Source organism: Pleomorphochaeta sp. DL1XJH-081, from assembly GCF_049310885.1.
In the GTDB taxonomy this organism is placed as follows: Bacteria; Spirochaetota; Spirochaetia; order Sphaerochaetales; family Sphaerochaetaceae; genus CAYZJV01.
The window spans coordinates 872360-884675 of sequence record NZ_JBMDYO010000001.1 but is presented as its reverse complement, the minus strand read 5'-3'; the positions used below and the strand labels follow the sequence as shown (position 1 = coordinate 884675).

Sequence of the window (12316 nt, the reverse complement as noted above, 5' to 3'; positions counted from 1 at the left end):
GAAAGTGGCTAGGTCAATCAAAAAAGGTCCTTTTATTGAGAAGAAACTCTACAAAAGGATTACAGAATCCAACAAATCGGGACAAAAACCGATGATTAAGACGTATTCCCGCACCTCTACGATTATACCTGAGATGGTTGGATATACGATTTCTGTCTATAACGGTAAGACATGGGTGCCAGTTTTCGTAACTGAAAATTTGGTTGGGCACAAGCTCGGTGAATTCGCTCCCACGCGAATCTTCCGGGGGCATACCGCTTCAGATAAGAAAGCCAGAAAGTAGTAGGTGTTGAATATGGAAGAGAAAAAAGGTTTTAGAGCTTGCGCAAAGTATTTGCCGTCTTCACCTTCAAAAGTCCGCCCAGTTGCTGACTTGGTGAGAAGAAGACCATACGTAGAGGCAATGGCTATTCTTGATGCGATGCCCCAGAAGGGTGCGACGCTTATCAAGAAAGTTGTTCAGTCTGCTGCGGCAAATGCAATGAGCCAGAACAAAAAGCTTGATGAAGAACAGCTAATTGTTTCTCAACTGTTTGTCGACGATGGTCCACGCATGAAGCGTGTATGGCCGCGTTCACACGGACGACGCGACATTCTCTTGAAGAGACAGTGTCACATCACTGTTGTGCTTGACGAAAAGGTGGGGAAATAAATGGGCCAGAAAGTTAATCCTATCGGACTTCGTTTAGGAGTCAATAAAACTTGGAAATCCAAATGGTATGTCGATCCTAGAGAGTATGCGGCAACCTTGCATGAAGATTTGAAGCTGAGGAAGGTTTTGCTTTCCTGTCCTGAAGTTCAGGGAGCTGAGATTTCTGATGTCGAGATTGTTCGTAAACCCCAACGTGTTTCGTTGACCATTTCGACTAGCCGGCCTGGTATCATCATCGGATCCAAAGGTTCGAATGTTGAGAAGCTTGGCGCTAGACTCCAGGGTCTAACCGATAAGAAGGTGCAGATAAAGATCAAGGAGATTAAGAAGCCTGAGGCTGATGCTCAGTTGATTGCGTTGAATGTCGCTCGGCAGTTGACCAATCGTGGTTCACACCGCAGGGCATTGAAGATGGCGATCTCCAAGGCTATGCAAGCTGGTGCTCAGGGTGTCAAGATCAAGGTTTCCGGGCGTCTTGGTGGTAAGGAAATTGCTGGTTCCGAATGGTTGAAAGATGGAAGAATTCCATTGCACACGCTAAGAAGCGATATCGATTATGGTTTTGCTCAGGCCAACACCTCCTTTGGTGCGATTGGTGTCAAGGTGTGGGTCTACAATGGCGAGATTCTTGACAAATCGAAGAAAGACGACGCTGGTCTTTTAGTGCGCAAGTCCGCACGAGAACGGGCCGAGAGCGTTGAGGCGAGGAGTTAGTACATCATGCTGAGTCCAAAAAGAATCAAATATAGAAAGAAGCAGAGGGGTAAGAGGGACGGAGTCGCACATCGTGGCAATTATCTTGCTTTCGGTGAGTTTGGTCTCATGGCTACGGAACCAAAGTGGATTACCAACCGCCAGATCGAAGCTGCTCGTATTGCAATGACCCGTCATATCAAACGTGGTGGTAAGGTTTGGATTCGGATTTTCCCGGATATGCCTTTCACCAAGAAGCCTGCAGAAACTCGCCAGGGAAACGGTAAAGGTAGCCCTGAGGGTTGGGTTGCAGTAGTTAAGACTGGTGCCGTCATGTTCGAGATGGGTGGAGTTCATGAAGAGCTCGCTCGCGAGGCTTTGCAGCTTGCAGCCTCTAAGCTCCCGATCAAGACGAAGTTCATCATGAGAAGGGAAGTGGAGTAGGTTATGAAGAATTCATATACTGATTTGACTTATGCGGAATTGGTCGCCAAGAGGGACGAGCTTCGCAAAGAGGCCTTGAACCTGAGAATGGCGAAAGTCCTTGGACATGTGGAGAATCCGTTGGCTGTGCGAACTACCCGAAGGAAGATTGCTCGGCTCAACACCCTCATTCACGAGTATGCGCTAGGCATACGCACAAAATCCAACTAAGTGAGGTTCGCGTCTAATGGAAGCTAATAAAAAAAGGTACACCGGAATGGTGACGAGCGACAAAATGGACAAAACCATTGTTGTGGCGATTTCGACTAGAAGACTGCATCCTCTCTATAAAAAGTATGTGACCCGCACTAAGAAAGTGAAGGCACATGATGAGAGAAATGACGCCCATACTGGTGATACCGTACGTGTGGTGGAATGCCGACCTATCAGTAAGGATAAGTGCTGGCGCCTTGAGCAGATTATTGAGCGGGCGAAGTAGTAAGGAGCAACGTCATGGTACAGATGCAGACATATTTGAACGTAGCAGACAACAGTGGTGCCAAGCGGGTTCAGTGTATTAAGGTTCTTGGTGGAAGCCATAGAATGATCGCTGGAGTTGGAGACATCATCGTAGTTGCTGTTAAGGACGCACTCCCCAATGGCGCCATCAAGAAGGGTGACGTTTTGAAGGCTGTGATTGTCCGTACTAAGAAAGAATACCGGAGACCTGACGGTACCTATATCAGGTTCGATGACAACGCTTGTGTTGTAATCGATGCCAACAATAACCCGCGCGGTAAGCGTATCTTTGGGCCTGTTGCTCGCGAACTTCGTGAGGGTGGGTTTGTGAAGATCGTTTCTCTTGCGCCGGAAGTGTTGTAGGAGTTTGTAAGATGAAACTGAAGAAGAATGACAACGTCAAGGTTCTCGCAGGAAAAGACAAGGGTAAGACCGGTCGTATCCTGAAGATAGACCATGAGAGCCAGCGGGTCGTCGTCCAGGGAGTCAATATGGTCAAGAAGACCATGAAAAGACGTTCCCAACAGGATCAAGGCGGCATTAAAGAAATCGAGGCACCGATTCACGTTTCCAATGTTGCCTTCTTATTGAAGAATGGTCAGACTTCGAAAATCGGCATGAAGGTTGATGAGAAGAGCGGTAAGGTTAGATACGCCAAGAAAACCGGGGAAGTGATCTGATGGAAAAGTTTATACCAAATTTGAAAAAGACTTATAAAGAAAAGGTTGCACCTGAACTCTTCTCTGAATTTGGCTATAAGTCCAAGATGCAAATTCCTGGAATCGAAAAGGTCTCTGTCAGTGTTGGTGTCGGAGAGGCTATTGCCAATAAGAAGCTTCTTGATGCTGCTGTCAAAGAACTTGAGCAGATTACTGGTCAGCATGTGGTCAAGACGAAAGCTAGAAAGTCCATTGCAAACTTCAAGGTTCGTGAAGGACAGGAGATTGGAGCTGTCGTAACACTTCGTGGCGATAACATGTGGTTCTTCCTTGAACGCCTGATTGGCATCGCCTTGCCGCGTGTTAAAGACTTCAAGGGCGTCAAACCCAATGCTTTCGATGGTAATGGAAATTATTCACTCGGAATTACCGAGCAGATCATTTTCCCTGAAATCGATTACGATAAAATCGAGCGTGTTAGTGGTTTGAACGTTGCTATCGTGACTTCGGCCAAGACCGATGAAGAGGGTTTCGCCTTACTTAAGAAGTTGGGCATGCCTTTTGCTAAATAAGGTGGAGTAGAACAAGATGGCAAAGAAATCAATGATTATTAAGGCGAACAGAACGCCGAAGTATAGTACCAGGAAGGTCAACCGCTGCAAGATTTGTGGACGACCCCGCGGTTATATGCGGAAATTCGAAATGTGCAGGATTTGCTTTCGGAAGCTTGCCAGTGAAGGGCAGATCCCTGGCGTTACCAAATCCAGCTGGTAGGAGATTAACATGGCTATAAGTGATCCTGTTGCCGATATGCTGACAAAAATCAGAAATGCTAGCATGGCTAAGCATGAGAAGGTTGAAATTACAACATCCAAAATGAAGCTTCAGATTGTTAAGATTTTGAAGAATGAAGGATATGTCAAGAATTTCAAGAAAGTTGTCAATAAAGACGGCGTAAATATGATTCGGATATTTTTGAAATATGATGAAAAGCAGAACCCGGTTCTCCACGGTATCGACAAGATTTCCACACCCGGAAGGCGTGTGTACTCTGGATATCGCGATATGCCGAGAGTCTACAACGGCTATGGTGTAGTTGTTGTTTCCACTTCTTCGGGTATTATCACGGGTAAGAAAGCTAGCGAGAAGAAGGTCGGTGGTGAACTGATCTGTTCAATTTGGTAAGGTGGTGAACTATGTCTCGAATAGGTAAGTTACCGATAGCATTGCCCAAGGGAGTAACTGTCAAAGCTGTTGATGGTGTCATCTCCGTTGAGGGACCGAAAGGGAAACTGGTTCAGAATTACCGTCCTGAAGTGGAAATCGAGGTTTCCGGCGATCAAGTGGTGGTGACCAGAAAAGATGACAGCAAGGGAAGCAGAGGCTTTCATGGCTTGTATCGTCAGCTGATCAGTAATATGGTGGTTGGAGTATCCTCTGGCTATACCAGGAAACTGATTATCAGCGGAGTTGGTTATCGTGCTGAAGTCAAAGGTAATCTTTTGGCACTCAACCTTGGGTATTCTACTCAAATTGAGTTCATGATTCCTTCCGATGTTCAGATTGCTTGTGAAAATCCAACTACAGTCGTGGTTACAGGTATTGATAAGCAGAGAGTCGGTCAGGTCAGTTCGGAAATCAGATCTCTGAGAACTCCTGAGCCTTATAAGGGCAAGGGTGTCAAATACGAGGATGAGGTTATTCGGCGAAAGGTCGGCAAGTCTGGCGGTAAGAAATAGGTAGGGTGAACAAATGAATAGAGTTTTGGATAAGAATAGAAAGCGCGCAAAGCGTAGGGTTCATATCAGAAAGCGTATCTCCGGTACCGCAACAAGACCGCGAATGACTGTCTTCAGAAGCAATAGTCACATGTATGTTCAAGTCATTGATGATGTTGCAGGGCACACTATCGTTTCAGCCAGTAGCTTGGAAGCTGAAATGCGTGATCTGAAGAATACGGTTGCCGATGGAGCAAAGCTGGGTGAAGTGGTCGGAAAGCGACTCCTTGAGAAGAAGATTGATTCTGTTGTGTTTGACCGCAATGGATACCTCTTCCATGGAATTGTGAAGAGTATTGCCGACGGTGCCAGAAAAGCCGGAATCAAATTCTAGGGGGATATGGTGGATAGGTCAGATAGAAATAGAGACAGCGAATTCGTAGAGAAGTTGGTAAAACTCAATCGGGTTTCCAAAGTTGTAAAAGGTGGAAGACGGTTTTCATTCTCAGCTCTAGTTGTTGTTGGAGACCAGAATGGTAGGATCGGATATGGTTCCGGTAAAGCCAATGATGTCGCCGAATCAATCAGGAAGGCTGTGGAAAAGGCTAAGGAAAGTATGATTACCGTTCCTATGGTCAAAGATACCATTCCTCACGAAATTGTCGGAGATTTCAAGAGTGCGAGTGTATTGCTCAGACCTGCTGTTCCCGGTACCGGTGTAATCGCTGGTGGTGCAGTTCGTCACGTTATGGATGCTTGTGGCATCAAGGACGTTTTGAGCAAGTCTCTCGGTTCCAAGAATAGTGTCAATACGGTTAAGGCGACCTTTGTTGCCTTGGAAAGCCTTTTCGATGCCAAGGAACTCGCAAAAAGCCGGGGTAAATCCCTGAGCGAGATGTGGGGGTAGATCCATGGCAGAAGCAAAGAAGATGAAGATTACGTTGGTTAAGAGTGTTATCGGGAGCCTTCCTGCACAGAGGAAGACCGTAAAAGCTCTTGGACTCAAGAAAATCGGCAGCTCTGTGGAGCATGAGGTTAATCCCGCAATCAAGGGGATGGTCCGTGCCGTTGCCCACTTGGTGAAAGTCGAGGAGATGTAACATGGGACAGATCAAAGCACCTGTTGGTGCCAATACTAAGAAAACGATCGTAGGTAGAGGCTCTTCTTCGAAAGGTCGTACCTGTGGTCGTGGTAACAATGGACAGAATTCCCGAAGTGGTGGTGGAGTACGACCTGGATTCGAAGGTGGTCAGATGCCTTTGTACAGACGTGTAGCCCGTCGTGGATTTTCAAATTATCCATTTAAAGAGGACTACGAAGTGGTCTCTTTGGATGCTGTTTCCAACTGGTTTGAAGATGGTGAAGTGGTGAACATTGATTCGCTCAAGGACAAGTGTCTGGTCAAAGGCGCTAATGCCAAAGCCAAGGTCCTTGCCAATGGAGAGCTCACGAAGAAAGTAATCTTTGAAGGACTCAAGATATCTGCAGCTGCGGTCGAGAAGATCAATGCGGCAGGTGGCGAAATCAGATAAAAAAGAGGATCGCAATGTCTAACTCCTTAGTGAATATGTTCAAGATCGAAGAACTCAGGGAAAAGATCCTCTGGACCTTCCTGTTTCTTGTTGTGTTCCGGGTTGGGGCTTTTATCCCAATCCCGGGAATCGATCCTGAAGTACTGAAACTCTACTTCCTGTCACAGAGTAATTCGAGCACAATCGGACTTACCGAGTACTTGAATTTCTTTGCTGGTGGAGCTTTTTCCAACTTTTCTGTATTCATGCTTGGAATCATGCCTTACATCTCAACTCAGATTATTTTCCAGTTGTTGATGTTGGTCGTTCCCAGTTTGAAGAAGCTTACGGAAGATTCCGCAGGCAGAAAGAAGATGCAACAGTACACCCGTTATGGAACTATATTGGTTTGTCTTGTCCAGTCATACGTGGTTACCGTATACGCGAATTCGATTCCTGATGTAATGACATTAGGAGTTCTTCCGTTTACTTTGATTGCCATGTTGTCTGTAACTACAGGCTCCATGTTCTTGGTATGGGTCGGTGACCAAATCACCCAACGAGGAGTCGGTAACGGCATCTCATTGTTGATTTTCGCCGGTATTGTTGCCCGAATTCCCGATTCGTTGGTAACATTGTTCAGAAGTGTTCAATCCGGGATTCTCAATCCTATCGTTGTATTGGTTGTCTTTGCCATGTTCGCGGCAGTCGTGGCGTTGGTTGTATACGAACAACGTGGTCAGAGAAAAATTCCGGTCCAATATGCGAAGAGAGTGGTCGGGAGGAAGATGTATGGTTCACAGAGCACATACATACCCTTCAAGATCAATCCTTCCGGAGTCATTCCCGTAATATTCGCTTCAGCATTGCTTTCATTCCCGTTGCAGATAGCTGCATCTTTGGGACCTGAAATTCGATGGTTGCAAGCGGTTGCGAATTGGCTTGACCCGCAGGGCGCACCCTATCTGATCATCTACACCCTGCTGATCATTGCTTTCGCTTTTTTCTATACCCAGGTCAGTTTGAACCCAATCGAAATGGCCAAGCAGATCAGGGAGAATGGTGGTTCTGTTCCTGGTGTACGTACCGAAAGGTTGGAAGAGTATCTTACCAAAGTGCTTAACCGAATCGTATTACCTGGTTCATTGTTCCTCGCATTCATTGCCTTGATTCCTACGGTGGTGCAGAAGTTCTTCAATTTCCCCGCTTCCGTGGCGATGTTGCTCGGCGGTACATCTTTGATCATTATGGTTGGTGTCGATCTTGATACCATGAGCCAGATTGAAGGTATCATGAAGATGCACCATCACGATGGGCTCACGAGCAAGGGAAAGATAAAAGCAAGGAATCTATAGGAGATAAATGAAATGAAAGTACGGGCAAGTGTCAAACCAATGTGCGACAAGTGCAAAGTCATTCGACGGGCTGGGGTGGTTCGCATTGTTTGCGAAAATCCCAAGCACAAGCAGAGACAGAGATAAAGCTGACAGCAGCATGTGAGAGGAGGCCAGTTAATGGCGAGAATTGCAGGTGTTGATTTACCAAACAAAGCGGTAAAGATTGCATTGACTTATATTTACGGAATTGGAAGAGTCTCCGCAGAGGAGATTTGTAAGAAAGGCAACATCAATCCCGATGAACGGATGAATAATTTGTCCGCTGATGATGTCAATGAATTGCGAAAACTTATTGAGAGTGAATACAAGGTAGAAGGTCGTTTGAGGACCGAAGTAGCTCTTAATATTAAGCGTCTGATGGATATCGGATGTAATCGTGGTTTGCGACATAGGAAGGGATTGCCAGTTCGTGGTCAAAGGACCAAGACGAATGCAAGAACCCGAAAGGGTAGAAAGAAGACCGTCGCCGGTAAGAAGAAATAAGGAGAATTGAAAGTGGCTAAAGCAAAACGCAAAGTCAAGAAGACGGTATACGAAGGAAATGTCTACATTCAGGCGACGTTCAACAATACCATTGTGACAGTCACCGATTTGACCGGAAACGCAGTTTCTTGGGCGAGTGCTGGTGGTCTCGGTTTTAGGGGTGCTAAAAAGTCTACTCCTTACGCAGCTCAAACAGCTGCCGAAACCGCTGCAAAGAAGGCTATGGACTATGGTCTTCGCGAGGTGAACGTTTTCGTGAAAGGACCAGGTGTTGGTCGTGAATCGGCTATTCGTTCCTTAGGTGTGTTGGGTCTTAAAGTAAGAAGCATCAGAGACGTGACTCCCATCCCGCACAATGGTTGCCGTCCGCGGAAAACCAGAAGAGTCTGATAAGGAGTAGGTGATAAGATGGCTAGATATACAGGACCAAAGTGCAGATATTGCCGTGCAGAAAAGACAAAGTTGTTTCTTAAGGGAGAACGTTGTCACACTGGTAAATGCCCAATAGCAAAGAAGGCTGGTACACCAGGAAAGGATCCCCGTGCACGTTCAAAGAAAATGACCGACTATGGAATGCAGCTTCGGGAGAAGCAGAAGTTGAAGAGAATGTATTGCATGCTCGAGAAGCAGTTCAAGCTTACATTTGATGAAGCTGCTCGCGTTCCAGGAAAAACAGGTGAAAACCTCATCATGTTGCTCGAACGTAGGTTGGACAATGTAGTCTTCAGACTCCATTTTGCCAACAGTCGTAACCAAGCTGCCCAGTTGGTCAATCATGGACACGTATTTGTCAATGGCAAGCGGGTCGATATTCCCTCCTATCGTGTAAAGGTTGGTGATGAAGTTGCAATCGGACCACATGGTCAGAAAATGATCATCATCAAGGAAAATCTTAAGGAGTTCTCGAAGTCTGGTGTCGCACCATGGCTTTCACTCGATCCCGATACCATGAAAGGATCGTTCTTGGCGGTTCCAAGACGTTCGGATGTTTCCGAAGTCGCCGATATTAAAGAACAGCTGGTTGTAGAACTCTATTCTCGTTAAGGAGTAAACATGGCACGTAAAAACCTGTTGAAAGGATTTAAGAAGCCGAAAGGAATTACCTTCGAACATAGCTTGGTAGAACCCGATTCGGGTAGGTTCATAGCCTATCCGTTCGAGCGTGGTTATGGTACCACTGTCGGCAATACATTGAGAAGGATTCTGCTCTCTTCCATCCAGGGATACGCCGTTACAGCCGTGAAATTCACCAGCTTCAATGAGGATGGGGTTCCCCACCTTGTTTCAAGCGAGTTTGAACCGCTTCCTGGAGTTGTTGAAGATATTCCGGATATCATAGCCCGCATCAAGAAGTTGCAGGTAAAGATGCCTGAGGATGTCGAAGGTACAATGCTCTTGGTTGAATGTAAAGGACCTGGAGTCGTTACCGGTGCGAATCTCGAGATGAACAATGTTGAAATCACGAACAAGGACATGGTCCTGTTCAGCATGATGGAAGATGCGAATATTGAAATGGAACTTCAGATCGACTTGTCGAGAGGATATGTTCCCGCTGAAGTCAATGAGAAGTACATTGAGGAAGTTGGTACTATTCCAATAGATGCGAACTTCTCTCCTGTGACTCGCGTCAAGTACGAAATCGAACCAACCCGTGTTGGACAACGTAATGATTATGACAAGCTCATTCTTGATGTTTTCACAGACGGTAGTATCTCTCCGGAGAATGCACTTGCCGAAGCTGCGAAGATTGCGAAAGATCATTTCTCGATTTTCATCAATTTTGATGAAAGTTTGGTAAATAGCAGCGATGAAGTGGATGAAGAGGAAGAACGGATTAAGAAATTGCTCAACACCTCGGTTGAGGAGTTGGAGTTGACTGTCCGCTCAAGCAACTGCTTGAAGAACGCTAATATCAAGACCATCGGTGATCTTACCAAGAAAACTGAGGAAGAGATTGCGAAGACAAGGAATTTCGGTAAGAAATCTCTGTCTGAGATTAAAGAGAAGTTGAAGGAATGGAATCTAAGTCTTGGTATGACCGATTACAGTGTCCTGAAGAACTCGATCAGAATACCAGGGAACAAGGAAGAAGAGAATGAAGCATAGGATTGGTTTTAATGCATTGAGCCGACGTTCCGGCCAGAGAAAGGCGCTTAAGCGCAATATGGTGACCTCGCTTTTCAGATACGAACGTATTGAGACAACCAAAGCGAAGGCTAAGGAAGTGCAGCGCACGGCTGAGAAGATGATTACCCGCGCGAAAGTCGATTCGGTCCATTCCCGTCGTATGATTGCACGTGATATCAAAGATGAAGCGGTACTCGCCAAATTGTTTACACAGATCGCACCGCTTTTCAGTGATCGTAACGGAGGGTATACCCGTGTATTGAAGACTGGCAATCGCCAGGGTGATGCTGCTGAAATGGCAATTCTTGAGTTGGTTGTAAAGACTGAGAAGCCAAAGAAGAAAGCAGAACCAAAGAAAGAAAAGGAGTCGAAAAAGGCTCCTAAAGAGAAGACCGAAGAATAATTGACAACTTGGTCGCTCTTGTAATCTATTACAAACAACCGTTAATGGCCGCCAACCTCAGTTGGTGGCCTTAATATATATAAATGAAAGAGTTATGTTTGGTGAAATTTTGAAGTGTTCCATATTCGCTAACTGCTGTCACTTGACAATCGTTTAGTTCCTCCCGTATTATTGTTTCATTACAATGGGGGAATTACTATGAATATGTTTGTACTTATCCCTCTTTGTCTTGGTTGTATCATTCTAGGTTGGCTAATTCGTTGGATGTATGCGAGGTTCAAGCTTACATCAATTGAGCAGAAAGCTGTTCGATTGAGTCAGGAAGCGATAAAAGAGGCAGAAGCTAAAAGTAAGGAGCTTCTCATTGAGACTCGTGATCAGTTGTTGAAAGAACAACAGCAACAAGAACGTGAGGCGAGAGAACGCAGAAGTGAGCTTCAGAGAACAGAACAAAGACTGTTGAAGAAGGAAGAAAATTTAGAACGAAAACAAGCGGAACTAGATGTCCAAAAGAGGCAACTGGTAGACAAAGAGACTACGTGTACCCAGCGCGAAAAAACGTTGAGTGAAATGGAAGAGAACTGGGTACGTGAATTGGAACGGGTTGCAGGAATGACCTCGGAAGAGGCCAAACAGGCAATAATTGAGACTTTGCAGAACGATGCTAAACGTGATGCTCAGGTAATTATCAACAAAATTGAGCAAGATGCCCAATTACGTGCTGATAAATTAGCAAGGGATATCATTGTTACTTCGATACAACGTCTTGCAACGGAAGTAAGTTCAGAGGTCACCGTCACTACCGTAAGCCTTCCAGGCGATGAGATGAAAGGAAGAATCATCGGAAGGGAAGGTCGGAATATTCGGACTCTCGAAACACTTACAGGTGTTGATGTCATTATTGACGATACTCCTGAAGCCGTTGTGATTTCTTGTTTCGATCCTGTTCGAAAAGAAATCGCCCGTGTTGCATTAGAACGGCTTGTTCAAGATGGCCGAATCCATCCTGCTAGGATTGAAGAGGTTGTTGCGAAAGTTACCAAAGAAATTACTCGGGTGATCATGGAAGAGGGAGAAAAAGTGATTTTCGACCTTGGAATCCATAACATTAGCCAAGAGATGGTAAGAGCTTTGGGCCGTCTTCACTTTAGGACTAGTTATGGTCAGAATGTCCTAAACCACTCAAAGGAAGTGGCCGTTCTTGCAGGCATGATAGCTGCTGAAGTAGGTGCGGATAGGGACATCGCAAGACGTGGAGGATTGTTGCACGATATCGGTAAAGGTATAGAATCGGATGGTGATGCGAACCATGCTGAGATGGGTGCTGATCTAGCCAAACGTTTGGGAGAGGATCCCCGGGTGATCAATTCGATCCTGTCACACCACAATGATATCGAACCTTCCTGCATCGAATCGGTTATTGTCCAGATTGCGGATGCTATCTCGGCAGCCCGTCCCGGTGCGAGAAGAGAGACTTTGGATAACTATATCAAACGACTTGAGAGCTTGGAGCAGATTGCTGAAAGTTTCACTGGTGTTGATAAGGCTTATGCAATACAAGCAGGTCGAGAGTTGAGAATTTTGGTCAATAACGATAGTGTGACCGATGATGGTGCAAAAGATATCGCAAAGGGTATAGCTGGTCGAATCGAGGCCGAATTACGCTATCCTGGCCGAATTAAGGTTACTATTATCCGAGAGATGCGTGTTGTGGAATACGCTCGCTGATT

Annotated in this window: 24 protein-coding genes; all 24 read left to right on the top strand. The window is 45.7% G+C overall.

The annotated features are described in order from the left end of the window. The first annotated feature begins 4 nt into the window (after positions 1-4). A complete protein-coding gene (gene rpsS, locus ACODJP_RS04145) occupies positions 5-283 on the top strand; it encodes a 30S ribosomal protein S19 (RefSeq protein WP_422478761.1) in 279 nt (92 codons plus the stop codon). Between the two features lie 12 nt (positions 284-295). Continuing rightward, positions 296-652, top strand: coding sequence for a 50S ribosomal protein L22 (gene rplV, locus ACODJP_RS04140; protein WP_422478759.1), 357 nt, complete (start codon positions 296-298; stop codon positions 650-652). Beyond that, positions 653-1366: a 30S ribosomal protein S3 gene (rpsC, locus tag ACODJP_RS04135; RefSeq protein ID WP_422478757.1), complete on the top strand. Its 714-nt coding sequence runs from the start codon at positions 653-655 to the stop codon at positions 1364-1366. Between the two features lie 6 nt (positions 1367-1372). Next, positions 1373-1789, top strand: a complete 417-nt coding sequence (rplP, locus tag ACODJP_RS04130; RefSeq protein ID WP_422478755.1) for a 50S ribosomal protein L16 — start codon at positions 1373-1375, stop codon at positions 1787-1789. 3 nt (positions 1790-1792) lie between these two features. Next, positions 1793-1999, top strand: a complete 207-nt coding sequence (rpmC, locus tag ACODJP_RS04125; protein WP_422478753.1) for a 50S ribosomal protein L29 — start codon at positions 1793-1795, stop codon at positions 1997-1999. A gap of 16 nt (positions 2000-2015) precedes the next feature. Continuing rightward, complete coding sequence (rpsQ, locus tag ACODJP_RS04120; protein WP_422478751.1) at positions 2016-2267, top strand: 30S ribosomal protein S17; 252 nt, start codon at positions 2016-2018, stop codon at positions 2265-2267. A gap of 14 nt (positions 2268-2281) precedes the next feature. Beyond that, positions 2282-2650, top strand: coding sequence for a 50S ribosomal protein L14 (gene rplN, locus ACODJP_RS04115; RefSeq protein ID WP_422478749.1), 369 nt, complete (start codon positions 2282-2284; stop codon positions 2648-2650). Between the two features lie 11 nt (positions 2651-2661). After that, entirely contained in the window at positions 2662-2967 is a 306-nt protein-coding gene (gene rplX / locus ACODJP_RS04110; protein WP_422478747.1) for a 50S ribosomal protein L24, read from the top strand. Continuing rightward, complete coding sequence (gene rplE, locus ACODJP_RS04105) at positions 2967-3518, top strand: 50S ribosomal protein L5 (RefSeq protein WP_422478745.1); 552 nt, start codon at positions 2967-2969, stop codon at positions 3516-3518. Before rplX ends, rplE begins: the two co-directional genes overlap by 1 nt. 16 nt (positions 3519-3534) lie before the next feature. Beyond that, complete coding sequence (locus ACODJP_RS04100) at positions 3535-3720, top strand: type Z 30S ribosomal protein S14 (RefSeq protein ID WP_422478743.1); 186 nt, start codon at positions 3535-3537, stop codon at positions 3718-3720. A gap of 9 nt (positions 3721-3729) precedes the next feature. Continuing rightward, on the top strand, positions 3730-4131 hold the full coding sequence (gene rpsH, locus ACODJP_RS04095; RefSeq protein ID WP_422478741.1) for a 30S ribosomal protein S8: 402 nt from the start codon (positions 3730-3732) through the stop codon (positions 4129-4131). 11 nt (positions 4132-4142) lie between these two features. Further along, a complete protein-coding gene (gene rplF / locus ACODJP_RS04090; protein WP_422478739.1) occupies positions 4143-4685 on the top strand; it encodes a 50S ribosomal protein L6 in 543 nt (180 codons plus the stop codon). Between the two features lie 13 nt (positions 4686-4698). After that, positions 4699-5058, top strand: coding sequence for a 50S ribosomal protein L18 (rplR, locus tag ACODJP_RS04085; RefSeq protein ID WP_422478737.1), 360 nt, complete (start codon positions 4699-4701; stop codon positions 5056-5058). A gap of 9 nt (positions 5059-5067) precedes the next feature. Further along, entirely contained in the window at positions 5068-5571 is a 504-nt protein-coding gene (gene rpsE, locus ACODJP_RS04080) for a 30S ribosomal protein S5 (protein WP_422478735.1), read from the top strand. Between the two features lie 4 nt (positions 5572-5575). Beyond that, positions 5576-5764: a 50S ribosomal protein L30 gene (gene rpmD / locus ACODJP_RS04075; protein WP_422478733.1), complete on the top strand. Its 189-nt coding sequence runs from the start codon at positions 5576-5578 to the stop codon at positions 5762-5764. A gap of 1 nt (position 5765) precedes the next feature. Continuing rightward, positions 5766-6197 carry a 50S ribosomal protein L15 gene (rplO, locus tag ACODJP_RS04070; RefSeq protein WP_422478731.1) on the top strand — a complete coding sequence of 144 codons (432 nt, stop codon included), beginning with the start codon at positions 5766-5768 and terminating at the stop codon, positions 6195-6197. Between the two features lie 14 nt (positions 6198-6211). After that, positions 6212-7531, top strand: coding sequence for a preprotein translocase subunit SecY (secY, locus tag ACODJP_RS04065; protein ID WP_422478729.1), 1320 nt, complete (start codon positions 6212-6214; stop codon positions 7529-7531). Between the two features lie 12 nt (positions 7532-7543). Continuing rightward, positions 7544-7657, top strand: a complete 114-nt coding sequence (gene rpmJ, locus ACODJP_RS04060) for a 50S ribosomal protein L36 (protein ID WP_422478727.1) — start codon at positions 7544-7546, stop codon at positions 7655-7657. Positions 7658-7690: 33 nt separating this feature from the next. After that, positions 7691-8056, top strand: coding sequence for a 30S ribosomal protein S13 (gene rpsM / locus ACODJP_RS04055; RefSeq protein WP_422478725.1), 366 nt, complete (start codon positions 7691-7693; stop codon positions 8054-8056). A gap of 12 nt (positions 8057-8068) precedes the next feature. Further along, positions 8069-8446 (top strand): 30S ribosomal protein S11, encoded by a 378-nt coding sequence (rpsK, locus tag ACODJP_RS04050; RefSeq protein ID WP_422478723.1) that lies wholly within the window; start codon positions 8069-8071, stop codon positions 8444-8446. A gap of 18 nt (positions 8447-8464) precedes the next feature. Further along, positions 8465-9100 (top strand): 30S ribosomal protein S4, encoded by a 636-nt coding sequence (gene rpsD, locus ACODJP_RS04045; RefSeq protein WP_422478721.1) that lies wholly within the window; start codon positions 8465-8467, stop codon positions 9098-9100. A gap of 9 nt (positions 9101-9109) precedes the next feature. Continuing rightward, complete coding sequence (locus ACODJP_RS04040) at positions 9110-10162, top strand: DNA-directed RNA polymerase subunit alpha (RefSeq protein WP_422478719.1); 1053 nt, start codon at positions 9110-9112, stop codon at positions 10160-10162. Beyond that, positions 10152-10586 carry a 50S ribosomal protein L17 gene (gene rplQ / locus ACODJP_RS04035; RefSeq protein WP_422478717.1) on the top strand — a complete coding sequence of 145 codons (435 nt, stop codon included), beginning with the start codon at positions 10152-10154 and terminating at the stop codon, positions 10584-10586. Before ACODJP_RS04040 ends, rplQ begins: the two co-directional genes overlap by 11 nt. A 198-nt stretch (positions 10587-10784) precedes the next feature. Then, positions 10785-12314 (top strand): ribonuclease Y, encoded by a 1530-nt coding sequence (gene rny, locus ACODJP_RS04030; protein ID WP_422478715.1) that lies wholly within the window; start codon positions 10785-10787, stop codon positions 12312-12314. Positions 12315-12316: the final 2 nt, after the last annotated feature.